Genomic DNA, 25,733 nt, shown 5'->3' with positions numbered 1-25,733 from the left:
CTCTTCTGATAAGGTTATATAATGAAACTATCAAATAAAGGAGGTAAAAACCATGGAAAAACTTCAGGTGATTGACCTTGAAGAACTTTTAGAGTTTGATCAAGGGTATGTAATTAATGCTAGCTGTGGTCCAAGTCATTCTTGTGGCGGTGGTCGATAGCTTCTTCCGAGATGAGGAGTGATTCCTCATCTCAGTTTTTAGTCTGGAGGATAATTATGATAAAGACAATAGAAACAGATATAGGAACATATTATTTTGATTCTGTTAATTTTACTTTATCTTTGTCACCTATTTCAAAACAAAGTTCACCAACTCTAGATTCTGTTGAAGATGGTGTATTAAAAAAGTAGTTATAAATATTTCTAATAGTTGTAATTTATCTTGTTCGTATTGTTATGCAGATGGTGGTAACTATGGTATGGATAATCGTATTATGGATTTAACTACTGCTGATAATATTATCCAAGAGATAGCAAGTAAAGGAGTTACACAAATCAACCGTCTCATACTTTTCGGGGGAGAACCTTTTTTAAATATAGAATTATTTATATATTTTATAGAAAAATTATCTACATTATTAAATGTAGTGAAAATTGAAACAGTTACTAATGGTACTGTTTTAAATAAGCGTGTTAAAGAAATGCTTGTTAAATTTCATCCTTATTTAACCATAAGTTTAGATGGACCAGAAATTGTTCATGATAGACTCAGAGGAAGAGGGAGCCATCGAAAAACATTACGTTTTATTAATTATTTAAAGAATATTGATTATGAAAATTTTGAAATAGCCTCGACATATACTAGACTTCATCAAAAAAATGGTCTAAGTAGAGAAGATATCTTTCAATATTTTACTGATATGGATGTGCATTTTAATATAAATGATGTTTTTACTAAAAATAAAGTGCTAATTGTGAAAGAAATGGAAAAAAGTTTGGCTGAAAGAAAACAGTTCATAGATAAATCCATTCAACATGTAATCAACAACAATGAGAAGGCATTTATCAGTCCTATTTTATATGATGTATTAATATCAATGATATACAAGAGTACGAATCGTACATTTTGTGATGATATTGACCCTTCGAATACATTAACTTATGATGTAGATGGTAGTAAGAAACTATGTTTCAGATTTTGGGGAACTCACAACAGTCCTAAAGCGGAATCATTTAACAACAAAGATAACTTTGAAAAGTGTAAAAACTGCTGGTGTAGAGGTATGTGCTTGGAATGTGTTGCCAATGTTATTGATGGATATTCTTCTGTAATTAGTGAAGATGGGGAATTTCTTGAATGCTCTAAACCAGAACTGATGGAATACTGTATTAAACAGATTATATATTTATCCAAGGACAGAGAAAAATTATCTAGGTTGGTAAATAATTTTAGGGGGTTTATACGCTATGCTTAGGAGTTATGTAACGAAAAAACATCTCACCTTCTATTTTCTAGCCATCGTCATCACTTGGTTAGAGGCCATTATCACCCCTGCCCTTATCCAGTATATCGTCGCTAGTTTTACCAACCGCCAGTTGCATCTCCTCTGGCAGATTTTGCTCTGGGGGATTGGGGGCAATCTGGTGCTTGTCCTGGGCTTGGCTGGGAAGCGCTATTACTATGCTCGTTTGATGACTGACTTTAAGGTTGGGATAAAACGCGCTATTTTTCGGACTTTTTTATACAGCCGTCAGATTCCTGATGAGGAGGTGCTGTCTGATCTGGAAAATGATGTCCAACAGTTGGAAAATAGCTATATAGAGCCGACCGTCATTATCGTATCCTCGCTAGGTTTTACAGTCGTTTCCATCGCATATGCCCTCTGGACCAATTTCTATCTGGGGTTATTGTTTATCATCTTTTACTCGGTACCAGTTTTGTGTAGCGGACTGGGTTCGAAGCGTTTGGATAGGATTGCGGAGCAAAAATCCCTGGCAAATCAGAATTATATCGCCCGTGTCAACAATATGATTGCAGGTATTGCTCCTATTCGTCATTATCAGGGCCAGAATTTGTTTTTCAAGAGATTTTCTAAAGACCTAGAACAGGCGTTGCAAGAAGAAGTGTCCTACGAAAAGCAACGGTCACTGAACAGTTTATTTATCAACAGTATAGATGCATTTTGCTCTGTGGCGCCCATTGTGATTGGCGGATTCATGACCTACCAGAACTACCTTTCTGCGGCTAGTTTTGTCGGCATTTATCTGGTCTCCCACAACATCGGCTACCAGTTTCAAGAACTGTCCTACTTTATCAATACCCGCAAGTCTGCCAAGTCCCTCTGCGATAAGTATCAAGACTTGTTTGGAAATAAGTTGGCTACTGACAGCATATTTGACCAATCTGTCTTTCCTATCCAGTTGGAGCAGGTCAGTGTGGAGAAGGATGGGGAGACCATTCTAGCTCCTTGTGATCTGACTATCCACGCTGGGGAAAAGATTGCTATCATCGGAGAAAGCGGAGCGGGCAAAACCACCCTGCTCAACATCCTATACGGGGAAATCCATCCTAGTCAGGGGCAAATTCGTTATCAAGGACGGGAACTAACCAGCTGTCAACTCTATCAGGCTGGTGCCTATATCTTGCAATCTAGTCATGTTTTTGACGATTTATCTGTGGAGGAAAACATCGCTCTGGGACAGGAAATTGACCAGCAAAGAATGGATAACATCTTGCAAGAAACAGGGCTCCTCAGCCTAAAAGGCAAGGTACCCAGCAACCAAACTTTATCAGGCGGTGAAAAACAGCGCCTTGAAATCGCCCGTGCTCTCTATCACAAGCGACAGTTTATCCTAGCAGATGAGGTCAAGGCTAACCTGGACGCCAAAAATCAAGAAAAAATCAACCAGCTGCTCTTTTCACTTCCTCAAGCTGTGGTGGAGGTCATTCACCACTACACCAAGGAAGACTTGAAGCGCTATGATAAAGTGATTCATTTGAAAAAGTAGTTATGCCAATAGTGTCTATAGACAAATTGTATATCTGAAAGGCTCTTTGTCAACTGTCTTGAGTTGATGAAAAGCTAACATCGAGAGAGGACACAATTCGTTCTCTCTTTTCTTATCTTCAAAGTGATAAGAATGCGTTTTTTAAAGTTTTCAAAGTTCCTAAAATCTCATTTAGAACTATTTGGAATTGTGGATACAAAGCAACCATTGACTAAATAATTAATGAATTGAATGAGTATTTAGAGTATTTATTTTTAACTCAAAATTGATTAAAATCTTGCGTAAGCCCAAAGAACTGGGAAGAAGCGACCGTGACGGATATTTGGAGAGAGGATTTATCTAAAAAACTAGAAAATAAGTTATTTCTTTCATAACAGAAAAAGCGAGTTCAAACTCGCTTTTTCTATTTATCAAATAATTCCTTATTTTCAATCAAGAGTTCTAGTGGAGATTTGTCTCTTGCTACAATAAAACCAGGTTCATATTGGTTATGAAATGTTCTTTTCTGAGAAGTTGGATCAGTATACAACTCGTCTCCATCTTCTGTGTATAGTTGTTTGCCTCTTGTTAGGTAAAGTAAATCCTCTAAGTACTGTCCATCAGTTTCTAGAAAATTTTCGATGTATTTGACAGCCTTTAAGATCTCACTTACTTTATCAGAGTATTCATTCGATTCAAGAACACTCTTTTCTAATTCAATCTCTTTACTAGTTCCAAATAGTTGGGTTGGAGTTGCATTAAAATATTCTGCTATCTTATCCAAATTTGCAAAGGTAGGATAGCTTTTTTGTTTTTCGTAGTCAGAGATGGATTGTTTACCGATTCCTAAATATTCCGCAAGTTGAGTTTGACTTACTCCTTTTTCTATGCGTAGTCGTGCCAAATTGGGTCCAAAATTCTGAATAATAAAGGTCATGATAAACTCCTATGTTGTGTTTTAAACTTATTCTATCACCTATAAACTTACAAATCAAGTTTTTAGTTGACTGCTCAAAATATTTTTTAAATGATACAAATAGCTCATATGTTTAGGAATAGTGAGTGAGGAGGAATTTGAGGACGAGACTATGACTATGACTGATGACTATTCGAAGCCTTGGAGCTAGAAATTGTGTGGACAAGGGCAAGGGACGAGCCTGACGTGAAGTCAGGCGAAGTCCTGCAGGCTGCCGTCCAGACAATTTCTAGCCAAGCAAAAGCTGGCTATTCTAACAGCCAGCAAAAAGGTACACTTAGGACAACGTCCAAAGAACGACGGAACGAGCAAACGTTGATTTGACGGTGTTTCTGAGGCCTAAAAAATCTAAAAGAAGGGGGGACAATTTTGTTGATTTCTATACAAGATTTAAGAAGCATTCAAGAACGATGTGAAATAGGAGAATTAGTACAGAGGTTAGATGTCAGTATTGATAGATTAACGGTTATCTGGGATACAGACACTGGTCCCCTAAGACGAATTTTCAAAAATCTGAAACAGGCAATAAGTACAAGAGTTGACTCATTTGAAATACATGATAACGTGCGAGATGATGTCTTTACTTTAGCTAAGGATTTTAATGAGTATGATTCAATCAATATTATATTTTTCCAATTATCCACTTATGGAGGTGAACAATTGATTCGGATTGATTTCAATCCTAACACTTTAAAAGAATTTGATGGAATGAAAGTATGGAGGTAATTAATGTACTTTGCCAGATTGAATTCATTGACGGTACGTTTGTCTCGTTTTGATTTGGCATTTGACATTTTCAACAGGCCTGAAATCGTTAATTTGCAACATATTAAAGGTGGTGTTACCCATAAGGTCTTCTATGGTAGAGGGGGCGAATTAGAGACGAAATATTGGGGTTCTAGCGGTAGTAATGTACAAGTTAGGTTATATGATAAGAATAAAGAAATCATTGCTCATAAGCACGAAGAGAAGCTAGATTTGGGTGTAAATCCGTTTTGGTGGAGACTAGAGTTCCAACTCAGAACTAAAGCGATTGGGGAGGATATGGTGCAAGATATTATGAATCGACTTGATAATTTCGGATTTTATAAGCTAGAACATATTCGAGTGGATCAAAGAGCCTTTACAATTATCTTTCTAAGCAATCCTGAACTGTTATCATTAGCTTTTCCAAATTTAAAATCAGACAGCATCAAAAAGAAAAAAACAAGAGTCCGCAAACTATTGAGAGAAGAAACGAATCAATTTGCGGAAGAATTAAAAGAAGTATTAATACAGAATCTCCCTAAATTAAATACAGAATTACAACTACTTGTAGGTGAGTTTCTGACTTTAGAAAATCAATAAGGAGGATAACTATGGATAATAATTTAATTAGCAACAAAGAATTAATTGAAATGGGCTATCGCCCTCACACTGCAAATGATATCATCCATCAGGCAAGAGAATTACTTGTATCACGAGTCTATACATTTTATAATCGCAAACGTTTGATGGTTGTTCCAAAAAGTGTTGTAAATGAGATTCTAGGAACAGAGGTGGCGTAATATGGCAAGTGTTCTTTACCGAAAGCGAGGAGATAGTAATTTATGGACCTATGAAATTCGTAACGAAGGAAAAACTGTTGCTCATAATAGCGGTTTTAAAACAAAAAAACTTGCAGAGTCAGAAGCTGAACCGATTCTGCAAGAACTTCGTTTAGGAAAAAGAATTTCTAGAGATATTTCTCTTGCCGATCTATATCAAGAATGGCTTGAACTAAAAATTTTACCAAGTAGTAGGTCGGAAGAAACAAAGAAAAAATATCTTCTCCGTAAAAACACAATTGAAAGATTATTTGGAAATAAAAAAGTCACTCAAATTCGTGCGAGTGAATACCAAAGAATTATGAATAAGTATGGGCAAACAGTTGGTAGAAATTTTCTTGGTAGATTGAATACGGGGATTCATCAGAGCATCCAAATGGCAATTGCTGACAAAGTTCTAATAGATGATTTTACACAACATGTCGAGTTGTTTTCATCCAAAGAACAACAGATGACAGAAGAGAAATATTTACATACAGAAAAGGACTATCTGGATTTACTTTTAGCAGTAAAGAGAAAATTCGATTACCAACGTTCAATTGTTCCTTATATCGTCTATTTTCTATTAAAAACAGGCATGAGGTTTGGAGAGTTAGTAGCGTTAACTTGGAATGAGGTTGATTTTGACAGAGGATTGTTAAAAACATACAGGAGGTATAATACTCTCTCTCATAAGTTTGTTCCACCAAAAAATAAAACGTCTATTCGGATGGTTCCAATAGACGAAGAGTGTATCAAAATTTTGCGCCTTTTACAAACGGAGCAAGAAAGAGCAAACATGGAGTTAGGAATCAAAAATCGATATCGAATGATCTTTCAACATTTTGGATATATTCATTCAGTTCCAGATATTGCAAGCGTCAATAAAGCTTTGAGTGTTCTCTTAAATGAGTTGGACATTTATCCAATTATCACGACAAAAGGAGCACGTCACACCTATGGAAGCTACCTCTGGCACAAAGGGTTTGACCTTGGAGTTATTGCAAAAATTCTAGGGCATAGAGATATTTCAATGTTGGTAGAAGTATATGGATACACTTTAGAAGAGAAAATTTTTGAGGAATTTAATCAAATCAGAGATATCTGGAAAGATTGCTCATAAAAAAATGTGGGGCAAACGATGGGGCAAATGCTCTTAAGACAAGCAAAAAAGCCTTGGTTATCAAGGCTTTTACTGTTGAAGTTTGATGCCCCCTACAGGGCTCGAACCTGTGACCCATGGATTAAGAGTCCACTGCTCTACCAACTGAGCTAAGGAGGCTGGATGCTGTATTGGTACCGATGATCCACAGTTTGTATTGAACCCGCGACGTAAAAAAGCAGGTGGGCGACTCGCTACTAACTTCAGTTGCTTCTGGGTGAGCCAGCCTGCACACTGTTAATAGACCTCTGTCTCCCGATAATACAAAAATTAGTCGGTCAACACTTATATGTGGATTCGTATACCACAGCAATTTCTATGTTTTTATAATACCACTTTTGAAAATTATTGCAAGAGGAAAAATCATTTTTTTTGCAATCGTTTTCGTTGATTCTTCTCGTATTATCTAGATAACTTATCGATTCGTTCTTTATTAGCTCCAAGAGCTCTTTCGTATTTCCCAGTTTCATTAGGTTGGAAATAATTGACTCCTCTTAATTTATCTGGAAGGTATTGTTGCTTAACCCACTTTTCAGGATAGGCATGTGGATACTTATAATCTTGTGCATTACCCAGTGCCTTACTTCCAGCATAGTGTCCATCTCTCAGATGACGCGGAATAGGTAAATTCCCAGACTTTCTAAGATCCGCCAGGGCAGCATCCATTGCCTTATAAGCCGAATTCGACTTAGGTGATAATGCTAAGTCAATAACTACGTTGGCAATCAAAATACGTGCCTCCGGAAAACCTATTTTCTGTGCAGCTTCCAAGGCTGTGACCGTGTGAACTTGTGCATCTGGATTAGCTAAACCAATATCCTCATAGGCAATCACAGTCAAGCGACGTGCTAGACTAGGCAAATCCCCTGCCTCAACCAAACGTGCCGCATAGTGAAGACTGGCATTAACATCAGATCCTCGAATAGATTTTTGCAAGGCAGAAAGGACATCATAGTGCCCATCACCGTCTTTATCCATAGTAATATAACTGCGTTGTAAGCTATTTTCCACTATGTCTAGGGTAATATGATGCTGACCATTTCCTGAAGCTGGTGTCGACATGACAGCCAGATCCAAAGAATTATATGCCGATCGTAAATCACCATTAGTAGCTGTCGCAATAAAATCTAGAGCATCATCATCTAAGTGAACCTCAAAGGCGAAGCCACGCTCCTTGTCCCCTAGAACATTCAAAATAGCTTCCTTGATATCTTCATTAGAGAGTGGTTCCAACTCAAATATTTGTACACGGCTACGGATGGCTGGTGTTACAGAAAAAAACGGATTCTCGGTTGTGGCACCAATCATGATAATATTTCCGTTCTCTAATAATGGTAACAAAAAATCTTGTTTCGCTTTATCCAAACGATGGATCTCATCTAGAAGTAGAACTAAACCACCTGAAAATTTAGCCTCTTCTGCAATTTCCTGTAGACGTTTTTTGCTATCGACAGTGGCATTAAAAGTTCTAAAAGCAAATTTTGTTGTTCCTGCAATAGCACTGGCTATCGAGGTTTTCCCGATTCCTGGAGGTCCGTAGAGAATCATTGACGACAGCATATTCGCCTCTACCATACGGCGAATAATTTTACCTTCACCAACTAAATGTTTCTGACCAATCACCTCTGAAATTGAACGTGGACGCATGCGTAAGGCAAGATTATCTGGCATCTTCTCTCCTTTTTTTAACTATTTATTCTTCTTATAATAAGAATATACTATTTTTCTGTAAAAAGAAATTATAAATAGTTCTTGTCAAACCTAAATTCTTATGATAGAATATTTTGGTATGTGGTGCTAGCACATCCGTAATAAATTCTACCTAGGAGGAAAACACGAAATGGCTAAAGTATGTTACTTTACAGGACGTAAAACTGTTTCTGGAAACAACCGTTCACACGCTATGAACAAAACTAAACGTGTCGTTAAGCCTAACCTTCAAAAAGTTACTGTTCTTATCGACGGTAAACCTAAAAAAGTTTGGGCTTCAGCTCGTGCACTTAAATCTGGTAAAGTTGAACGCGTTTAATCTTATTAGACATTAAGAGAGATGACATCAGTCATCTCTTTTAATGTTCATCGTCTTTCACTTTTGGGTATACTTATGTTATAATAAGGAACTAATAGATAATCCTTATAGAAAGAAGGTGTCAGTATGGGATTTACAGATGAAACTGTTCGTTTCAACCTAAACGACGGTGATAAAAATGAAATCAGTAATACTTTGACAAATGTCTACCGTTCGTTGGCTGAGAAAGGTTATAATCCTATCAACCAAATCGTTGGTTATGTTCTGAGCGGTGACCCTGCTTATGTTCCGCGTTACAATGATGCCCGTAACCAAATTCGCAAATACGAACGTGATGAAATCGTTGAAGAACTCGTTCGCTATTATCTTAAAGGAAATGGAACTGACCTCTAATGCGAGTAATGGGACTTGATGTTGGCTCAAAAACAGTGGGTGTTGCTATTAGTGACCCACTTGGTTTTACGGCCCAAGGCGTTGAAATTATCAAAATTAACGAGGAAGCTAAAGAGTTTGGCTTCGACCGTCTAGGTGAACTCGTTAAAGAATATCAGGTAGATAAATTTGTCGTTGGTCTCCCTAAAAATATGAATAACACTGAAGGACCACGTGTTGAGGCTAGCAAAGCTTATGGTGATAAAATTAAGGAAATCTTTAACCTTCCTGTAGATTATCAAGACGAGCGATTGACAACTGTTCAGGCAGAACGTATGTTAGTTGAACAAGCAGATGTCAGCCGTGATAAGCGTAAAAAAGTTATTGATAAATTGGCTGCTCAACTTATTCTGCAAAACTACCTCGATCGAATGTTTTAATAAACTGTAAATAGAGACCGATTAGTCGAGCGACAATCTAGTGAACTACCAGTCAGAACTTCTAGATTCACCTCACTATTGAGTACTCTCTTCAAAAAGGAGAACAATATGTCACACAATCACGATCACAACCATGACCATGAAGTCATCACTTTAGTAGACGAACAAGGGAATGAAACACTTTTTGAAATCTTATTAACGATTGATGGACGTGAAGAATTCGGTAAGAACTACGTTCTTTTGGTTCCAGCTGGTGCTGAAGAAGATGCAGATGGAGAAATCGAAATCCAGGCATACTCATTCACTGAAAATGAGGATGGCACTGAAGGCGACCTTCAACCAATTCCTGAAGATTCAGATGCTGAATGGGATATGATCGAAGAAGTTTTCAATAGCTTTATCGATGAAAACTAAAAAATAATATTGGGCGTAACTAAGCCTAATCATTTACTTCTAAAAAAGAGACTGAAATAGTTTATTTCAGTCTCTTTTTTAGACGGTTTTTTCTTAAATGTAAGAAATAAGAGAGAAATTGACTAAATGGTATTATCTGATATACTTTAAATAAGAAATTTTGGATTTTTCCCTTATTTGTAACTTTCAAAATGACAGCAAAGGAGTTTAATTTGAGTCCATATAACAAAGACAATATCCCAGGATCAGGTAGCTATCAAGGTTATCATCGAAGCCCCCATCAATCTCATACACATGATAAGCAATCTGAAAAGGGTGAAGTAACAATTCAAGGGCGTACAAAAGAATCAACTTCTTATCAGATAGAGAAAAAAACTAAGATTTCACTTCCTTGTAAGCATAAAACACATATCCTTATCCTCAGTCTGATTTTGAGTGCATGTAGTATATCAGTCCCTTGCTTTACAGACTTTTCCAATAATATACAATCCCAAAACCTTTACATTGCAAAAATGTTTGCCAACGGTAGTTTACCCTATTCTGACTTTTTTGCGACAGGTGGGTTCTTCTATTATTTCCTAATTTCTCTGGCTTTTCGTCTGGGGTCTACTCTTTGGTTAATTCCAATACAGTTTCTAACCTACTATCTTTCTGGCAGCTACCTTTACAAGGTTGTCATGCATATGACAAATAAGAAGGAAATTGCAACTCTAATTAGTATTATTTTCTTTTTAATTAATGGAACACTTGGTTTTGGTGGACTCTATCCTATCCAATTTGCCATGCCTTTTGTCCTCGGTGCTATTTTCTTCTTAACCCGGTACTTTGCTGGTCACAGTCGTGATGAAGCCTTTATTCTTTACGGTTTTGCTGGTGCTACTGGAGCACTCTTTGAAGCTCGAACTCTTATTTTCTGGGTATTGTCACTTGTGACAATATTCGTTTACAATCTTGTCAACAAGCACTTTGCTCGTGGTTTTTATCAAGTCCTTTGTATTATTTTTGGTAATATTTTAGTACTGTACCTATGCCTTTATTTCATCCTAAACTTGCAAATCACTTCGGACTATATTAATCAAGTTCTAGTTTACAACTTTACACAACTCGCTGTAGAAAAAAATAACTTCCTACTGACATTGGCTTACCAAAGTTTTGCTGTTATAGGTTCTGGACTCCTTATTGGTGTAGTTACTATAGGTAACCATCTCCTTGGTGATGCTAAAGATAAAATCATTAAATGGGTATTAATCCTTAGCTTTATCTTTACACTAGTTTACAGTCTATTCTCTCAAAGTTTTGGACTTTACAGCATTCTTACCATCGTCCCATATGGTTTAGTCTTGACTGCACTTTCTCTGGATGATGCTATTAAAAAGAGAGCGGAGCGAACCTCTCACCAACGTCGTAATGATAACCAAATCCGCACGCTAAAAGTTTTTGGTATCTTCCTTAGCCGTAATTATTTCTTACCTATAGTCGTTTTTGCATTTGCCTTTGCTATACCAATCATCATGTTCCTATTTGATTTAGGAAATAATGCTGAACGTAGCAGTGTCGCAAATTACCTCGCTAAAAATACCAAGAAAGATGAAACTATTTACGTTTATGATTCATCGGCAAAAATTTATTTGAAAAGTAATCGTAAATCAGCTTCACCATTTGTTCTTCCTGATCTTAACACAGCTAAATCAAGTCATCAAAAGGCTCTTTTAGACACTCTTGTTCAAGATTCTGCACAATATCTTGTTGTCCAACAAGATACGCAATTGCCTTCTGAGTTTAAATCGACACTTTCAAAAAACTATAAAAAAGCACCTGTAAAAGGCGTTGAACGATATACTATCTATGTCCTAAAATAGGTCGAAAATCAATATATAGTGGTTGAGATAAAAATACACCACAATATATTGATTTTTTTTGCCTAGTGCTATAATTAGTGCTATAATTAGCAGCGAGGTGATTTTTAGATGATTATATTAGAAAAAGAAAAAGTTACAGTCAACCCCGATATCAAAGTTATCAAACGCGATGGGCGTATGGTTACTTTTGATTCAAGTAAAATATATGAAGCTATTCTCAAAGCAAGCGAAACTATTACACCTATCACACCATTAATTGAGACTAAATTGGAGGGAATTGCCAACCGTGTTGTGGCCGAAATCAATGATCGCTTCTCTCACAATATCAAAATATACGAAATTCAAAGTATCGTAGAGCATGAGTTACTCGAAGCTAACGAATACGCTATCGCTCAAGAATACATTAACTACCGTACCAAACGTGATTTTGAGCGTTCTCAGGCTACTGATATCAATTTCACCATTAACAAACTTGTTAATAAAGATCAGGCTGTTGTTCATGAGAATGCCAATAAGGATAGTGATTTATACAATACACAACGTGATTTAACCGCAGGTATTGTTGGAAAATCCGTTGGACTTAAGATGCTTCCTCCACATGTAGCAAATGCTCATCAAAAGGGAGATATCCATTTCCACGATTTAGACTATAGCCCTTACACGCCTATGACAAACTGTTGTTTGATTGACTTCAAAGGCATGTTGGCAAATGGTTTTAAAATCGGTAACGCTGAAGTAGAAAGTCCCAAATCCATTCAAACTGCAACAGCACAAATTTCACAAATCATCGCAAATGTTGCCTCTAGTCAGTATGGTGGCTGTACAGCAGATCGCATCGATGAATTCTTGGCGCCTTATGCAGAACTCAACTACAAGAAACATTTAGCAGATGCTAAAGAATGGGTGACTGAGGAAAAACAGGAAGACTATGCTCGTGCTAAAACGCGTAAAGATATCTATGATGCTATGCAATCTCTTGAATATGAGATAAATACGCTTTTCACCTCAAATGGTCAAACACCATTTACCTCTCTCGGTTTTGGTTTGGGAACAAACTGGTTTGAACGTGAAATCCAAAAAGCTATCCTCCAAGTTCGTATTTTAGGCCTTGGATCAGAGCACCGCACAGCCATTTTCCCAAAACTCATCTTCACCCTAAAACGCGGACTTAACTTGGAACCTAACTCACCTAACTACGACATTAAACAGCTAGCACTTGAATGTGCAACTAAGCGTATGTATCCAGATGTCCTATCATATGACAAAATCATTGAATTGACAGGCTCCTTCAAAGCCCCTATGGGATGTCGTTCCTTCCTTCAGGGTTGGAAAGATGAAAATGGCGTTGAAGTTAATTCTGGACGAATGAATCTTGGCGTAGTCACCCTTAATCTCCCTAGAATTGCGCTAGAGTCTAAAGGAGACCAAGATAAATTTTGGGAAATTTTTGAAGAAAGAATGGGAATTGCCAAAGATGCTCTCGTTTACCGAGTTGAGCGGGTAAAAGAAGCTACACCTGCCAATGCACCTATTCTTTATCAGTATGGCGCTTTTGGTCAGCGTCTGCGTAAATGCGACAGCGTCGACCAACTCTTCAAACATCGTCGTGCAACCGTATCACTTGGTTACATTGGACTTTATGAAGTAGCATCTGTTTTTTATGGTAGCGATTGGGAAACTAATCTAGAAGCCAAGACATTTACTTTAAATATCGTTAAAGCGATGAAAAATGCTTGTGAAAGTTGGTCTGACGAATATGACTATCATTTCTCTGTTTATTCAACACCATCAGAAAGTTTAACAGATCGCTTCTGTCGATTGGATACTGAAAAATTCGGTGTCGTAACTGATATCACAGATAAAGAATATTACACCAACTCCTTCCACTACGATGTCCGTAAAAATCCAACACCATTTGAAAAGTTGGAATTTGAGAAAGATTACCCAGAGGCTGGTGCAACTGGTGGATTCATCCATTATTGTGAATATCCAGTCCTACAACAAAATCCTAAGGCACTTGAAGCTGTTTGGGATTTTGCCTATGACCGTGTCGGCTATCTTGGCACTAATACTCCAATTGATAAATGCTACAAGTGTGACTTTGAAGGGGATTTCACTCCAACAGAACGTGGGTTCATGTGCCCTAATTGTGGTAACACAGATCCTAAAACAGTTGATGTCGTCAAACGTACTTGCGGTTATTTAGGGAATCCACAGGCCCGCCCTATGGTTAAAGGACGCCACAAAGAAATCTCAGCCCGAGTCAAACATATGAATGGTTCAACTATCAAATATGGTGGCAAACATCTCTAATAAGACCTATAATGCATTATAATAAACTAGAAGCAGCTGGATAATACCCTCCAATTCCCTCCAACTGCTTTGCTTATTTAGTTTTTAGAAAGGGATACAATGGGTAAATATCAATTAGATTATAAAGGTATGCAACAGGTGGAACGTTACCACGAAAAAAATGCAACCGTCAAAAATGACAAAAAAGCACGTGTCCAAGCCCTTTTAAAAAAAGCTGGAAAGAAGAAATAAGATGATTTTACGCCGACCAAGTCAAGCAGATAAAGAAGCTATCTTAGACATGATGGGTGAATTTGAAAGGGAGAAATCTGTCCATGATGGTGGATTTTGGAACACGGACAATTTTATTTATGAAGAATGGCTAGAAGAAAATCTTCAGTCAGAAGCAGGACTTAATATCCCTGAAAACTGGGTTCCTGCTATACAGCTGGTCAGTTTCAACGAATCAGGTCATGCTCTTGGTTTTCTACATCTTCGTCTTCGTTTAAATGGGCGCTTACTAGAAAAAGGTGGTCATATTGGCTACTCCATCCGTCCATCTGAACGTGGCAAGGGGTATGCAAAAGAATCTCTCCGTCAAGGCCTGCAAGTAGCCAAGGAGAAGAATATTCAGCGTGCTCTGGTCACTTGTAGCACAGAAAATCCAGCCAGCCGAGCTGTTATATTAGCCAACGGTGGTCAACTAGAGGACATTTGTAACGAAACTGAGCGCTATTGGATAGATTTGGAGTAAAATCATGACATGGAATACACCAAAACCACAAGAATGGAAGTCCGAAGAGCTTAGCCAAGGACGCATTATTGACTATAAGGCCTTTAATTTTGTTGATGGTGAAGGGGTCCGTAACTCACTTTATGTCTCTGGTTGCATGTTTCACTGTGAGGGATGCTATAACGCTGCTACCTGGTCCTTCAAGGCAGGGATTCCCTATACCAAAGAACTAGAGGAACAAATCATACAAGATTTAGCACAACCCTATGTGCAAGGTCTCACACTACTGGGTGGAGAACCTTTTCTAAATACTGGTATTCTAACTCCCTTAGTCAAGCGTATCCGTAAGGAACTACCCGAAAAAGACATTTGGTCTTGGACTGGTTATACTTGGGAAGAGCTAATGCTTGAAACTCCTGATAAGATAGAACTTCTTCATCTCGTTGACATTCTCGTAGATGGACGTTTTGATATTACTAAAAAGAACCTTATGCTCCAGTTTCGAGGATCATCTAATCAACGTATTATTGATGTCAAAAAATCTCTTGATCAAGGAAAGGTTGTTATCTGGGACAAGTTGAATGACGGTCAAAAAAACTATGAGCAAGTCGATCGTAAAGACATGATATAAGAAAAAGTCTGAGTTTGTAACTCAGGCTTTTTTAACTTTTCTTACAAAAAACAATTCACTATCAGAAGATAAATCCTTACGATAGTAAAAGTCATCAAAGGATAAGTCTCGTAAGGCATCTATGGTTTGACAACTTTCCTCCATTACAGCTGTCAAAAAAGCTCCTCTAGCCTTTTTAGAAATCGTTGAATGTGTCTTAAGAATACCATTACGGTCTTCCATAAAACTAACTGTGAATAACTGCTTACGAAGACTTGGACTAAAGACATCTTCAAATTCACTTGAAAGCAAGGAAACAACTGGAACTTGACTATCTTCTAGGAATTGGTCATATTCAGCACGCCAATAATTTTTTAAGGACTGACCATTAACCTTAACCTTTGTATGAAAGTCATGACGATGTTCTTGAATCGGATAGAAAGCGGGAATAATCCCATAAAAAGAAGATGTGATAAATACTTGGTGACTGAGGAAATCTTTTTCACATGTGGATAAGTCCTTGCGTTTAATGTAACGATACATCAGTCCGTTAAAAAGCTCGACAGCTGGGTAATTCTTCGCTTCACCTGCTAAAATTGCATCCCAACGCTGCTTTTCTTTCTCAGCCTGCTCAGGCTTTATTTTATAAGCTATGGACAAATCGTCTGTGGATAACTTAGCCATTTCTGTTAGAATAGCTTCACTCTTTTCAGATAGTTTTTGGGAGGGGACTTCCTTACTGGGCTTCATTTCTTTTGCAGTTGGAATTAAAAATTTAATCATATTGTTATTGTAAAGCCATGCTGGCATTTCGTCAAGAATTCTCTCTAGTAAAAAAGGAAGCAAACAGTCGTCAACTCCCTTCTTTATTAATCATCTAAATCAACAAAACGACCTAGAATATGTACATTTTCTGCGATTGAAACAAAAGCTTTAGGGTCTGCTTTTCTCATATAATACTTGAAGTCCGTATACTCTTCACGGGTAATAATAGCTAGCAATACTGCTTTCTTTTCGTGATTATAAGTTCCTTCCGCATCGTTAATCATCGTTACACCACGGTGAAGTTTCTTATGGATCATCCTTATAACTGGATCAGGATTACTTGTGACAATCATGGCTTGCATTTTCTTCTGTTTAGTGAAAATTGCATCCGTTACTCGACTAGAAATAAAAATTGTAACCATAGAATAGAGAGCGTATTTCCAGCCAAAAAGAATACCTGCAAAAATCATGATAATCCCGTTGACAATCAAGGAGATATTCCCAACATCACGACCCGTTTTCTTACGAATAGTGAGACTGACGATATCTGTTCCTCCGCTAGAAATACGTGATTTTAAACCGAAACCAATCCCTGCTCCCATGACCAGACCACCAAAAATAGCATTTATCAATGGGTCCTCCGTTAAGGTCACATGAGGCATCACCTGAATAAAAAGGGAACTCATTGTTACCGTAATGAAGGTGAAGATGGTAAATTTGTGGCCAATCTTATACCAAGCTAAAATCAAGAGTGGAATATTAATCGCATAGAAAGTCAATGATACTGGAATCTCAAAGCCTAGAGTCCTGAGACTCAATGCTGATAATATCTGCGCCAACCCTGTAGATCCACTGGAGTAGACATGCCCAGGTTGAAAGAAGAAATTCACAGCAATTGATGACAAGAGCCCATAGAGTACTGACGCTGAAAATTTTTCAGTATATTTTTCACGAGAGATACTACGTGCCGCTTGTAAAACGCCCATTTTCTTTGCAGATTTTTTCTCTATATACTTAACATATTTATGAAGAGGTGCTTTATTCATTTTCTAATTCTACATGAAGGGCAAGTTCTTCCAACTGTTTATCAGCCACAAGACTTGGAGCCTGAGTCATAGGATCGGATGCCTTATTATTTTTAGGGAAGGCAATCACTTCACGAATATTATCTTTACCTGCAAGAAGCATAACAAAACGGTCAAGCCCGAGAGCCAAGCCACCATGTGGTGGGAATCCATAGTCCATAGCTTCGAGAAGGAAACCAAATTGCTCATAGGCAGATTCTTCAGAGAAACCAAGGGCTTTCAACATACGTTCTTGTAAGTCTTTCTGATTGATACGTAGACTACCACCACCAAGCTCATAACCATTCAAGACAATATCATAGGCTACAGCACGTACCTTAGAAAGATCTCCTTCGAGTTCTGCTGCAGAATCTTCTGTTGGTAAAGTGAATGGGTGGTGGGCGGACATATAACGGCCCTCTTCTTCAGACCACTCAAACATTGGCCAATCGACAACCCAAAGAAAGTTAAATTTAGTGTTGTCAATCATGTCAAGTTCTTTAGCAATTTGATTACGCAAAGCACCAAGTGTGTTATTAGCGATTTCAAGTGTGTCTGCTACAAAAAGAACCAAATCATTTTCTTCAATCTGTAAAGCATCTGTCAACTTTTCTTCAATACTTGTCAAGAATTTAGCAACTGGACCTGCTAGAACTCCATCAGTCATCTTAACCCAAGCAAGACCTTTAGCACCAAATTGTTTGGCAAAGTCTGTCAACTTGTCAATGCTTTTACGTGAATACTTATCTGCATTTCCTTTAACAACAATCGCCTTAACAGCTGGTGCCTCAGCAAATACTTTGAAGTCTACATCCTTGACAAGTTCTGTCAAGTCTTGTAAAAGCATGTCAAAGCGTGTATCTGGCTTGTCAGATCCATAGTTATTCATAGCATCATCATAAGACATGCGTGGGAATGGTAGTGTCACCTCAACCCCTTTAGTTTCTTTCATAACCTTAGCAATCAATCCTTCTGTAATATCTTGGATTTCTTGCTCATTAAGGAAAGAAGTCTCCAAGTCAACTTGTGTAAACTCAGGTTGACGATCACCACGCAAATCTTCGTCACGGAAACACTTTACAATTTGATAATAACGGTCAAAACCAGCATTCATCAATAATTGTTTAGTAATCTGAGGACTTTGTGGAAGAGCGTAAAAGTGGCCTTGGCTAACACGGCTTGGAACCAAGTAATCACGTGCACCTTCTGGTGTAGATTTTGTCAACATTGGTGTTTCAACATCGATAAATTCCAAGTCATCAAGATAATTACGAATGGTATGAGTTACCTTGGCACGAAGCTTAAAGTTTTCCAACATCTCTGGACGACGAAGATCCAAGTAACGGTAACGCATACGTGTATCATCACTAGCCTCAACACCATCTTTGATTTCAAACGGTGTTGTTTTGGCAGTATTAAGGACTTTAAGATCTTCAACTTTAAGCTCGACAGCACCTGTAGGCAAGTTATCATTAGCTTGTTCACGCGCTTCAACTGTTCCTGTTACTTCAATAACAAATTCGCTACGCAAGCTCTCAGCTGTTTCAACAACAGCTGCATCAGTATTTTCAGGGTTAACAACCAACTGCATCAAACCTTCACGGTCACGAAGATCGATAAAAATTAAACCTCCGAGGTTACGACGACGAGATACCCAACCTTTCAAAGTAATAGTAGTTCCGATATGTTCACTACGAACACGACCGGCATACATAGAACGTTCCATAAATACACTTCTTTCGTTAATTTTTTAGTCTTAACTATTATAGCAAAAAGCCCATCAAAACCCCACCCATTTCAGGATCGAATTTTAATAGACTTTCTTTTTTATAAAACTATTTACCAAATTGTTTAAACAATTCACTAGTATCCACATAATCTTCAGCAAATTCTTCAAAATCTTCAAAACGGTAGTCAGCTGTTTCTAAATCAAGCAAACTATTCCAACGGAAACCATAAACATCTTCAATGATAACACTAAGTTCATCAGTTTCCTCATCTACTTGCCAGCCCAAATAGCGTTCCTGGGTTTCAAAATTCAAAACTACATCTTGACAATCTTGGCGCCAAACTTGACCAAGCAATTGTTGACACATAGCATGATCACTCGCAGGTTCATCATTAAACCACGTAATCTCATGTTTATCGAGAAATGCAATCAACTGCCAAAACTGTTGTTGGAAACGAATGGGCATACTACGATCAAAAGCCAAACTGAATTTTTCACTCCGTTTGAGCATATCAACTATACTAACCATATACCCCCTACTTTTCTAACTGTTTGAGGACTGTTGCGAAGTTTGTAGTTAGCTCTTCAAAACTTACAGTAACTTCCTCACGAGTAGCATTATTTTTGACCTTAACCACACCTGACTCCACTTCACTCTCACCTAATGTGATAACAGTCTTGGCTTTGAAGGTATCTGCTGACTTAAACTGTGCCTTAATCTTACGTCCAAGGTAATCACGTTCAGCTTTAAATCCTTGGTAGCGGATGGATTGAACTAACTCAAGAGCTTTGCCATTAGCGCCCGAACCAAGTACTGCAATGTAGACATCAAGACTTTCTTCTACCGGAAGTTTAATGCCTTGCTTATCAAGAACCAAAAGCAAGCGTTCTAAACCAAGTCCAAAACCAAATCCAGCTGTTTCTGGACCACCGAAATATTCAACCAAACTATCATAACGACCGCCCGCACAGATTGTTAACTCAGACTTGTCAATAGTGGTAATAAATTCAAAAATCGTGTGGTTATAGTAATCCAGACCACGTACCATATTGGTATCAATCACATATGGAATGTTAAGACTATCGAGCATGGCACGCACTTCATCAAAGTGAGTTTGACTTTCTTCATCTAAATAATCAAGGATAGATGGAGCATTTTCAACTGCAACCTTATCTTCTTTTTCTTTTGAATCAAGTACTCGCAAAGGATTTTCTTCCAAACGGCGTTGGCTATCTTTTGACAAACTCTCGCGCATTGGTGTCAAATAGTCAATCAAGGCCTGACGATAAGCCAGACGACTGTCAGTATTTCCAAGACTATTCAAATGAAGAGTAACATCCTTAATGCCAAGCGTATTAAAGAGTTGGTAGGCCATGGCAATTGTTTCAACATCTGTTGCTGGATTTTTTGAGCCAAAGCACTCTACACCTAGTTGGTGGAACTCGCGCAAGCGTCCTGCTTGAGGACGTTCATAACGGAACATTGATCCAATATAATAAACTTTAACAGGTTTTTGGACCTCTGGCGCAAAGAGTTTGTTTTCTACATAAGAGCGTACAACCGGTGCTGTTCCTTCTGGGCGGAGTGTAATATGACGGTCTCCCTTATCATGAAAATCATACATTTCCTTAGTAACGATATCAGTTGTATCACCTACTGAACGTGAAATGACCTCGTAATGTTCAAACATAGGCGTACGAATTTCACCATAATTGTATTTTTTAAATGTTTCACGTGCAACATTCTCCACGTACTGCCATTTGGCACTATCCCCAGGTAAAATATCCTGCGTTCCCTTAGGTTTTTGAAGTTTCATAATGATGATACAGGTCTCAAATAGACCTGCCCTCCTTTTCCGTTATTACAGATATAATCACTCTATTCTATCATAATTTACATAGCTTTTGGGAAATGGTGCAGGTTTTTTCAACGTAAGAAAGAAATAGACCTCTGGGTATATATAATGGTCAAGCTTACTCATCAACAAACAAGTAGTGAAATTATTAGGAGCTCTCCTTTTCCCAAAAAACTGTAGAATTCTTTGTTTTGTCTCTTTATCTTCCACGAAACTTTTTCTTGCTATTAAAAATAGGACAGGCTTACCCCATCCTATACACTCTTCCTATTATGACCAAACCTTATCAGTAATAGTTTTAATCAATTGCAATTTATTCCACTCGTCTTGCTCAATCAAGATATTACCTTCTTCAATTGAGGCAAAACCACATTGAGTTGAGATTCCAAGATTCTTAAGTGGTACAAGTTCAGCCGCTTCATGGATACGAGCAATGACAGCATCTACATCTTCCAAAACTGGATCCTTAGAAGTAATCACACCAAGTACCAATTCAACATGATCACGGTTATTCCAAATCATTGGAAGTGGTGCGAAGCTACCCGAACGCGCATCATCATATTCCAAGAAGAAGATATCATAGTTCAATTGACCAAGATATTTAGCTACTGAATCATAGCCACCTTCAAAAAGATAAGTTTATTTAAAGTTCACACGACAAATATGAGTAGCCAAAGTCAAATCTTCTGGAAGACCTTCCAAAGCTTTATTAATAGTGTATACATCATCCTCAGCGATTTTTGCCAACTCAGCTGTTTTCTCAGGATTATTTTTTTCATTCTCAAACTGTTGAATCAAATACCCCCAAGTTGTATCATCCAATTGCACATAACGTGCACCCAAATCGTAGAAATGTTGGATGGTATCATGGTAAGCTTTAGCCAAAGCATCAAGGAAATCAGTCCATGAATCATAGTAATCTGCATAAAGATCACTACGGTGGTCACGTTTAATGATGAGTGATGGACTTGGAATAGTTACTTTTGGAGTGATTCCTTCAGGAGTCACTGATTTAAGATATTCAAAGTCGCGATAGAAAGGATGGTTGGGATTTTCGGCAATTTTACCGTTGATACGGACGTTGGTTGTAAGTGTCTTAGCACCATGGAATTTATATGAATCTTCTTGTTGGTAAGCTTCAAAATCAGTTAGGTTCTATAGGAAATCAAGGTGCCACCAAGAACGACCAAATTCACCATCAGAAACGACTTGAAGACCATTTTCTACCTCATGGTGAACCAATTCCTTAACCAATTCATCTTGTACTTTCAGTAATTCTTCTTGCGAAATCTCACCATTGGCAAATTTTTCATGTGCTTCTTTTAGAGCTTGTGGACGAAGGTAAGAACCAACATGATCAAAATGATAATGTACTTTACTCATAGTTATTTACTCCTTTTTATTCTTTCACTTAATGTTACAATAAGCCTATTCTAGCACTTTCCGTTATAGCTGTGAAATATGTATTTACTATCATTATATATAACTTTTAACTATATATATTGATAAAAAGTTTTTGTCAAGTAACTTTACTTTACAATAAAGATATGTTATTCTGTTATAGTTGATTTAAAATCAAGAACATAACTATTAATTCGGAGGAAATAAAGAAATGGCAGTACCTGCACGTCACACTTCAAAAGCGAAGAAAAACAAACGTCGTACACACTACAAATTGACTGCTCCATCAGTACAATTTGACGAAACAACTGGAGATTACTCACGTTCACACCGTGTATCACTTAAAGGATACTACAAAGGACGTAAAATCGCTAAAGCTGCATCAGCTGAATAATAGAAGGGAGATACCATGCGCGTAAATATTACACTTGAACACAAAGAATCTGGTGAACGCTTGTACCTTACTTCAAAAAACAAACGTAACACTCCAGACCGTCTTCAATTAAAAAAATACTCACCAAAATTGCGTAAACATGTAATCTTTACTGAGGTGAAATAAAGATTCAATACGAATCAATAGAAAAGAAAAACGCTGATTTCAAGCGTTTTTTTCTTTTTGTCAAACTCTATATATTGAACTGTATTTCAATTCAATCTCTACCTTTTTCTCTACCTTTTTCTTAATTGATTTCTGTTCATAATAAGCCAAGTCAACTTAACCTTGTTTAAATGATAGCAATACATCTTATCTAATACTTTTCCTGTAATTACTATACTCGGTTAATGTCATAATTGACAAATTTCCAGTTTTATCTTCAACGATATACAAATCATTTAGACCTTCATTGCTATTGTTATCGAAAATACATTTTGCTTCGATAATTTTTTCTATGGACTCCTGTAGTCCATAGTCAGGAATATCGCATGGCACTTCTAGATATATTGTTCCTTTATCGGTATTAGATTTAATGGTCAGTTTAGCAGGTTTTTCATTTTGTTTAGCATCAAGTATCACTACGTTCTTTTTTTTATTTTAGAAATAATCTTAATAGGGAACCTCTAAAAACACCAGTAGAGCATCTAGAGCGTCAAATTTATCTTTAATCTACAGTTTATTTCTTGTAAATTTTTGTTTGTGAGTCTTACTCAAGGCTATTTCCCAATTTTTGGGCGCACTAAGCCCATGATTTCAACCCTAGTCGTTTAATCTGTTCAAATCGAAAGATGTTATAGAGGAGGTTGGTTAAGGTCACATTTGTCTTTGCCCTATCCATTCCAATCCCTCTAAAGGTACTTCCCTTCATGCTATTTTCAATAAAACCAAAAACATGCTCAACTCGACAACGGACTTTGGCAATATGACGGTTAATGTTCTTGTCAGTATCGGTCAATGGTTTATTTCGGAAAGCACGACGGACGGTATGGTGTTGGCAGTTGTCAGGAACACTTTTCCCCACATAGGCACTATCATCAAATACAGGTTCGTTGGCATCACAAAGAGAAGCTAGAACATTGGAGTCATGTATACTAGCTGTTGTGACGCCATAATCTTTGATTAGCTTTGATTTTCTATCAACACAGACGTGATTTTTATAGCCAAAGTAACGAACACCCCCTTTTTGAGTCCAGCTCCCATCGATATCTTTTTGGCATCGTTTGGCTTTGTTCCAACCTTCTACAGTTTCATGCGCTTTGATTTTCTCGTTTTCCTCACGGGAATTGCGTTGCTTAGGACATTCCACAAATGAAGCATCAACTATTTGACCTGTGTGGGCAATCAAACCTTCGTCCGAGAGTTGAGTATAGAACAAGTCGAATAATTCCTTTTCGCGACCTGATTGAGTCAAGCGATCTCGATAAAGCCAGATAGTTTTTGAATCTGGGACATTATCTTCGTGGCAACCAACGAAACGACGAAAGGATAAGCGATCAAGCAATTGATATTCCATAGCATCGTCAGACAAGTTATGTAATCGTTGAAGTAAAAGGACTTTGAACATCATGAGGTAATCAAGGTGAGGACGACCTCCACGACCAATAACTTTATTCTTGCGAGAAAACAATTCTGATAACAAGGGGAGAAAGAGTTGCCAATCCATGACAGCGTCTAGACGTTCCAATGGATTACCTTTTTCAGTGAGTTTTGACAAGATTTTTTCATCATCAGTAAATAAATGCATCGTGTTTAACCTCGTTTATCGAGTTTTATACTTGTATTTCTATTATCTCATTTTATAGGTTTTTTGAGGAGTTTTTAGAGGTGCCCTAATAATAATATCTTTCAAAATATCTACACATAGAGCTATTTCAAGTTCATTTAAAAAGTCATTATTAACCAATATCTCAATAAAAGAATAGAACGAAGCTTGAATCTAATCATCCCTAAGGAAAGCAACTTCAATATCATTACTTTTTAATCGTTCTTGAATTTCTAACTGTTCGTCAACTGTAAAAAGATCTGGAGCTTTAATTAGTATTCCCTTTGTCATAAATACCCTTCCTTGGATTAATTAATAGAACTAATGTCTAATTATCAATATTAACACTCTATTCTTTCATGCCTGAGAACACTTCGATATGATTTCCTAGTATTTTTATATCTACTGGCAGTTTATCTGACTTATCTCCATCAACATCTGATTCTAACTCAACATCTGAAGAAATCTTAATATTCCATACTTTGATATATTCGATATTATTATTTTCTACTATATCCCCTTTTAACAAATCTGGAATAATAGATGATTTAGAAATGATGGAGGCATCTTTTAAAATTAAAATATTTCCATACCCATCTCTATTTTCGTCGAATAGTTTTTTATTTGAATAGTAATTTGATAAGAGAACTAATACCTGACTAGCTCCTCCTTCATAATTGCCATTTTCGGTTTCAATATGAATATTAAATACACTGTCTGTCATAACGGACTTCATCGTTTTGATTGCATATGGAAAGATACCATACTTTGTTTTATCTTCAATATCAACATTATGAATAGCTTCTGGTAAAGATCCAACACTAAAGATATAGCCAAAATAATTGTGATTAACCTTTCCAACATCAATAGTACTCGTAAACTTGAAATCAAGTTCCTTAATGGCTTGAGCAATATCTTGGTTGATTTCTAAAAGCTTTGTAATTAGATTTCCAGTTCCACCAGGAATAATCCCTAGTTTTGGAATGTGATTCTTTTCAGAAATCCCTGAAATAACCTCGTTTACAGTACCGTCTCCACCAAAAACAATCACTGCATCATATTTTTCTTCAGAGGCATTTTGGGCAAAATGAGTCGCATCTTTGGCTTTTTGATTAATCTTAGTCTCAACATAGTCAAAGTACTCTTTTGCCTTACTCTCCAAGCTCTCTTTATAATCTAATGCTATTTCTCCTCCAGAAGTTGGATTAATAATTATTATTACTTTTTTCATCGATATTTTCTCCTAAGGACAACTAGTCACTTTACTTTTTCAGCGCTTGCTTGTGATTATCGAATTAGTATTTCACATTACTTGTTTTTAATTGGGGATTCCTTTTCCT

26 protein-coding genes, 1 tRNA gene, 1 other RNA gene and 3 pseudogenes are annotated in these 25,733 nt (G+C 37.2%); 18 read left to right on the top strand and 13 right to left on the bottom strand.

The genetic code is table 11. The features are described from left to right. The first annotated feature begins 52 nt into the window (after window positions 1-52). From gggA to gggC, 3 genes and pseudogenes are all read left to right on the top strand, one after another. Window positions 53-160: a streptosactin gene (gggA, locus tag MHH90_RS10180; RefSeq protein ID WP_002953591.1), complete on the top strand. Its 108-nt coding sequence runs from the start codon at window positions 53-55 to the stop codon at window positions 158-160. 56 nt (window positions 161-216) lie between these two features. Further along, window positions 217-1,415 (top strand): annotated as a pseudogene (gene gggB, locus MHH90_RS00500) (streptosactin maturase GggB). Continuing rightward, entirely contained in the window at window positions 1,408-2,949 is a 1,542-nt protein-coding gene (gene gggC, locus MHH90_RS00495; protein ID WP_014622049.1) for a streptosactin export ABC transporter GggC, read from the top strand. Before gggB ends, gggC begins: the two are co-directional and overlap by 8 nt. A 403-nt stretch (window positions 2,950-3,352) precedes the next feature. Here gggC and MHH90_RS00490 read toward each other — a convergent pair whose 3' ends face one another. Next, on the bottom strand, window positions 3,353-3,865 hold the full coding sequence (locus MHH90_RS00490) for a helix-turn-helix domain-containing protein (RefSeq protein WP_011681725.1): 513 nt from the start codon (window positions 3,863-3,865) through the stop codon (window positions 3,353-3,355). 180 nt (window positions 3,866-4,045) lie between these two features. Between MHH90_RS00490 and MHH90_RS00485 the strand changes: the two genes are divergently transcribed. From MHH90_RS00485 to MHH90_RS00470, 4 genes and pseudogenes are all read left to right on the top strand, one after another. After that, window positions 4,046-4,228 (top strand): hypothetical protein, encoded by a 183-nt coding sequence (locus tag MHH90_RS00485; RefSeq protein WP_024704268.1) that lies wholly within the window; start codon window positions 4,046-4,048, stop codon window positions 4,226-4,228. A 45-nt stretch (window positions 4,229-4,273) separates the two neighbouring features. Continuing rightward, window positions 4,274-5,251, top strand: a pseudogene (locus MHH90_RS00480) (replication initiation protein). Window positions 5,252-5,262: 11 nt separating this feature from the next. Further along, window positions 5,263-5,451 carry a DUF3173 domain-containing protein gene (locus tag MHH90_RS00475; protein ID WP_113870463.1) on the top strand — a complete coding sequence of 63 codons (189 nt, stop codon included), beginning with the start codon at window positions 5,263-5,265 and terminating at the stop codon, window positions 5,449-5,451. Between the two features lies 1 nt (window position 5,452). Further along, the gene (locus MHH90_RS00470) at window positions 5,453-6,592 is read left to right on the top strand and encodes a site-specific integrase (RefSeq protein WP_340725733.1); all 1,140 of its coding nucleotides are present in this window, start codon (window positions 5,453-5,455) and stop codon (window positions 6,590-6,592) included. Window positions 6,593-6,678: 86 nt separating this feature from the next. On the opposite strand, the gene MHH90_RS00465 is transcribed toward MHH90_RS00470, so the two are convergent. The 3 genes from MHH90_RS00465 to MHH90_RS00455 form a co-directional block, all read right to left on the bottom strand. Beyond that, a tRNA-Lys gene (locus MHH90_RS00465) sits at window positions 6,679-6,751 on the bottom strand. Then, a non-coding RNA gene (gene ssrS / locus MHH90_RS00460) (6S RNA) lies at window positions 6,752-6,947 on the bottom strand. It lies immediately after the preceding tRNA gene. 86 nt (window positions 6,948-7,033) lie between these two features. Then, window positions 7,034-8,302, bottom strand: a complete 1,269-nt coding sequence (locus tag MHH90_RS00455) for a replication-associated recombination protein A (RefSeq protein ID WP_002952183.1) — start codon at window positions 8,300-8,302, stop codon at window positions 7,034-7,036. A 169-nt stretch (window positions 8,303-8,471) separates the two neighbouring features. On the opposite strand from MHH90_RS00455, the gene rpmB reads away from it, so the two are divergent. From rpmB to nrdG, 9 genes are all read left to right on the top strand, one after another. Then, window positions 8,472-8,660: a 50S ribosomal protein L28 gene (gene rpmB, locus MHH90_RS00450; RefSeq protein WP_002952184.1), complete on the top strand. Its 189-nt coding sequence runs from the start codon at window positions 8,472-8,474 to the stop codon at window positions 8,658-8,660. 126 nt (window positions 8,661-8,786) lie between these two features. Continuing rightward, the gene (locus tag MHH90_RS00445; RefSeq protein ID WP_011681731.1) at window positions 8,787-9,053 is read left to right on the top strand and encodes an IreB family regulatory phosphoprotein; all 267 of its coding nucleotides are present in this window, start codon (window positions 8,787-8,789) and stop codon (window positions 9,051-9,053) included. Then, a complete protein-coding gene (gene ruvX, locus MHH90_RS00440) occupies window positions 9,053-9,472 on the top strand; it encodes a Holliday junction resolvase RuvX (RefSeq protein WP_011681732.1) in 420 nt (139 codons plus the stop codon). The genes MHH90_RS00445 and ruvX overlap by 1 nt, the downstream gene beginning before the upstream one ends. A gap of 108 nt (window positions 9,473-9,580) precedes the next feature. Next, on the top strand, window positions 9,581-9,886 hold the full coding sequence (locus MHH90_RS00435; protein ID WP_011681733.1) for a DUF1292 domain-containing protein: 306 nt from the start codon (window positions 9,581-9,583) through the stop codon (window positions 9,884-9,886). A 212-nt stretch (window positions 9,887-10,098) separates the two neighbouring features. Then, complete coding sequence (locus MHH90_RS00430) at window positions 10,099-11,745, top strand: membrane protein (RefSeq protein WP_011681734.1); 1,647 nt, start codon at window positions 10,099-10,101, stop codon at window positions 11,743-11,745. A 108-nt stretch (window positions 11,746-11,853) separates the two neighbouring features. Next, window positions 11,854-14,058 carry an anaerobic ribonucleoside-triphosphate reductase gene (gene nrdD / locus MHH90_RS00425; protein WP_011681735.1) on the top strand — a complete coding sequence of 735 codons (2,205 nt, stop codon included), beginning with the start codon at window positions 11,854-11,856 and terminating at the stop codon, window positions 14,056-14,058. 99 nt (window positions 14,059-14,157) lie between these two features. Then, window positions 14,158-14,289 (top strand): hypothetical protein, encoded by a 132-nt coding sequence (locus MHH90_RS00420; protein WP_002885877.1) that lies wholly within the window; start codon window positions 14,158-14,160, stop codon window positions 14,287-14,289. A 1-nt stretch (window position 14,290) separates the two neighbouring features. Beyond that, complete coding sequence (locus MHH90_RS00415) at window positions 14,291-14,791, top strand: GNAT family N-acetyltransferase (RefSeq protein WP_011681736.1); 501 nt, start codon at window positions 14,291-14,293, stop codon at window positions 14,789-14,791. A gap of 4 nt (window positions 14,792-14,795) precedes the next feature. Next, on the top strand, window positions 14,796-15,401 hold the full coding sequence (gene nrdG, locus MHH90_RS00410) for an anaerobic ribonucleoside-triphosphate reductase activating protein (RefSeq protein ID WP_011681737.1): 606 nt from the start codon (window positions 14,796-14,798) through the stop codon (window positions 15,399-15,401). A gap of 21 nt (window positions 15,402-15,422) precedes the next feature. Here nrdG and yaaA read toward each other — a convergent pair whose 3' ends face one another. The 6 genes and pseudogenes from yaaA to MHH90_RS00380 all read right to left on the bottom strand — a co-directional run bounded on the left by yaaA (window position 15,423) and on the right by MHH90_RS00380 (window position 22,177). Further along, window positions 15,423-16,163 carry a peroxide stress protein YaaA gene (gene yaaA / locus MHH90_RS00405; RefSeq protein WP_024704270.1) on the bottom strand — a complete coding sequence of 247 codons (741 nt, stop codon included), beginning with the start codon at window positions 16,161-16,163 and terminating at the stop codon, window positions 15,423-15,425. A gap of 86 nt (window positions 16,164-16,249) precedes the next feature. Then, complete coding sequence (locus tag MHH90_RS00400; protein ID WP_011681739.1) at window positions 16,250-17,191, bottom strand: YitT family protein; 942 nt, start codon at window positions 17,189-17,191, stop codon at window positions 16,250-16,252. Further along, on the bottom strand, window positions 17,184-18,935 hold the full coding sequence (gene aspS, locus MHH90_RS00395) for an aspartate--tRNA ligase (RefSeq protein ID WP_011681740.1): 1,752 nt from the start codon (window positions 18,933-18,935) through the stop codon (window positions 17,184-17,186). The genes MHH90_RS00400 and aspS overlap by 8 nt, the downstream gene beginning before the upstream one ends. 109 nt (window positions 18,936-19,044) lie before the next feature. Continuing rightward, entirely contained in the window at window positions 19,045-19,467 is a 423-nt protein-coding gene (locus tag MHH90_RS00390) for a hypothetical protein (RefSeq protein ID WP_002946366.1), read from the bottom strand. 7 nt (window positions 19,468-19,474) lie between these two features. After that, on the bottom strand, window positions 19,475-20,755 hold the full coding sequence (gene hisS, locus MHH90_RS00385) for a histidine--tRNA ligase (protein WP_011681741.1): 1,281 nt from the start codon (window positions 20,753-20,755) through the stop codon (window positions 19,475-19,477). 309 nt (window positions 20,756-21,064) lie between these two features. Next, window positions 21,065-22,177 (bottom strand): annotated as a pseudogene (locus MHH90_RS00380) (vitamin B12 independent methionine synthase). 229 nt (window positions 22,178-22,406) lie between these two features. Here MHH90_RS00380 and rpmF point away from each other — a divergent pair. Continuing rightward, a complete protein-coding gene (gene rpmF / locus MHH90_RS00375; RefSeq protein WP_002952208.1) occupies window positions 22,407-22,589 on the top strand; it encodes a 50S ribosomal protein L32 in 183 nt (60 codons plus the stop codon). Between the two features lie 15 nt (window positions 22,590-22,604). Then, on the top strand, window positions 22,605-22,754 hold the full coding sequence (gene rpmG, locus MHH90_RS00370) for a 50S ribosomal protein L33 (protein ID WP_002262412.1): 150 nt from the start codon (window positions 22,605-22,607) through the stop codon (window positions 22,752-22,754). Window positions 22,755-22,940: 186 nt separating this feature from the next. Here the strand turns inward: rpmG and MHH90_RS00365 are convergent, their stop codons facing one another. The 3 genes from MHH90_RS00365 to MHH90_RS00355 all read right to left on the bottom strand — a co-directional run bounded on the left by MHH90_RS00365 (window position 22,941) and on the right by MHH90_RS00355 (window position 25,624). Continuing rightward, window positions 22,941-23,210, bottom strand: coding sequence for a hypothetical protein (locus MHH90_RS00365; RefSeq protein WP_167401607.1), 270 nt, complete (start codon window positions 23,208-23,210; stop codon window positions 22,941-22,943). 160 nt (window positions 23,211-23,370) lie between these two features. Then, complete coding sequence (locus MHH90_RS00360; protein ID WP_011681261.1) at window positions 23,371-24,375, bottom strand: IS5-like element ISSth7 family transposase; 1,005 nt, start codon at window positions 24,373-24,375, stop codon at window positions 23,371-23,373. A gap of 367 nt (window positions 24,376-24,742) precedes the next feature. Further along, a complete protein-coding gene (locus MHH90_RS00355) occupies window positions 24,743-25,624 on the bottom strand; it encodes a diacylglycerol/lipid kinase family protein (RefSeq protein WP_084826195.1) in 882 nt (293 codons plus the stop codon). Between the last annotated feature and the right edge of the window lie 109 nt (window positions 25,625-25,733).

Source organism: Streptococcus sp. FSL E2-3488 (assembly GCF_038003585.1).
Classification (GTDB): domain Bacteria; phylum Bacillota; class Bacilli; order Lactobacillales; family Streptococcaceae; genus Streptococcus; species Streptococcus thermophilus.
Note: the sequence above shows the minus strand (reverse complement) of the source record. Positions and strands in the feature narration are given on the sequence as shown.

Bases quoted from the DNA above. Each gene is read 5' to 3' on its own strand.
- gggA (WP_002953591.1), top strand. From the start codon at position 53: ATGGAAAAACTTCAGGTGATTGACCTTGAAGAACTTTTAGAGTTTGAT.
- gggC (WP_014622049.1), top strand. From the start codon at position 1,408: ATGCTTAGGAGTTATGTAACGAAAAAACATCTCACCTTCTATTTTCTA.
- MHH90_RS00490 (WP_011681725.1), bottom strand. From the start codon at position 3,865: ATGACCTTTATTATTCAGAATTTTGGACCCAATTTGGCACGACTACGC.
- MHH90_RS00475 (WP_113870463.1), top strand. From the start codon at position 5,263: ATGGATAATAATTTAATTAGCAACAAAGAATTAATTGAAATGGGCTAT.
- MHH90_RS00470 (WP_340725733.1), top strand. From the start codon at position 5,453: ATGGCAAGTGTTCTTTACCGAAAGCGAGGAGATAGTAATTTATGGACC.
- MHH90_RS00455 (WP_002952183.1), bottom strand. From the start codon at position 8,302: ATGCCAGATAATCTTGCCTTACGCATGCGTCCACGTTCAATTTCAGAG.
- rpmB (WP_002952184.1), top strand. From the start codon at position 8,472: ATGGCTAAAGTATGTTACTTTACAGGACGTAAAACTGTTTCTGGAAAC.
- MHH90_RS00445 (WP_011681731.1), top strand. From the start codon at position 8,787: ATGGGATTTACAGATGAAACTGTTCGTTTCAACCTAAACGACGGTGAT.
- ruvX (WP_011681732.1), top strand. From the start codon at position 9,053: ATGCGAGTAATGGGACTTGATGTTGGCTCAAAAACAGTGGGTGTTGCT.
- MHH90_RS00435 (WP_011681733.1), top strand. From the start codon at position 9,581: ATGTCACACAATCACGATCACAACCATGACCATGAAGTCATCACTTTA.
- nrdD (WP_011681735.1), top strand. From the start codon at position 11,854: ATGATTATATTAGAAAAAGAAAAAGTTACAGTCAACCCCGATATCAAA.
- MHH90_RS00420 (WP_002885877.1), top strand. From the start codon at position 14,158: ATGGGTAAATATCAATTAGATTATAAAGGTATGCAACAGGTGGAACGT.
- MHH90_RS00415 (WP_011681736.1), top strand. From the start codon at position 14,291: ATGATTTTACGCCGACCAAGTCAAGCAGATAAAGAAGCTATCTTAGAC.
- nrdG (WP_011681737.1), top strand. From the start codon at position 14,796: ATGACATGGAATACACCAAAACCACAAGAATGGAAGTCCGAAGAGCTT.
- yaaA (WP_024704270.1), bottom strand. From the start codon at position 16,163: ATGATTAAATTTTTAATTCCAACTGCAAAAGAAATGAAGCCCAGTAAG.
- MHH90_RS00400 (WP_011681739.1), bottom strand. From the start codon at position 17,191: ATGAATAAAGCACCTCTTCATAAATATGTTAAGTATATAGAGAAAAAA.
- aspS (WP_011681740.1), bottom strand. From the start codon at position 18,935: ATGGAACGTTCTATGTATGCCGGTCGTGTTCGTAGTGAACATATCGGA.
- MHH90_RS00390 (WP_002946366.1), bottom strand. From the start codon at position 19,467: ATGGTTAGTATAGTTGATATGCTCAAACGGAGTGAAAAATTCAGTTTG.
- hisS (WP_011681741.1), bottom strand. From the start codon at position 20,755: ATGAAACTTCAAAAACCTAAGGGAACGCAGGATATTTTACCTGGGGAT.
- rpmF (WP_002952208.1), top strand. From the start codon at position 22,407: ATGGCAGTACCTGCACGTCACACTTCAAAAGCGAAGAAAAACAAACGT.
- rpmG (WP_002262412.1), top strand. From the start codon at position 22,605: ATGCGCGTAAATATTACACTTGAACACAAAGAATCTGGTGAACGCTTG.
- MHH90_RS00360 (WP_011681261.1), bottom strand. From the start codon at position 24,375: ATGCATTTATTTACTGATGATGAAAAAATCTTGTCAAAACTCACTGAA.
- MHH90_RS00355 (WP_084826195.1), bottom strand. From the start codon at position 25,624: ATGAAAAAAGTAATAATAATTATTAATCCAACTTCTGGAGGAGAAATA.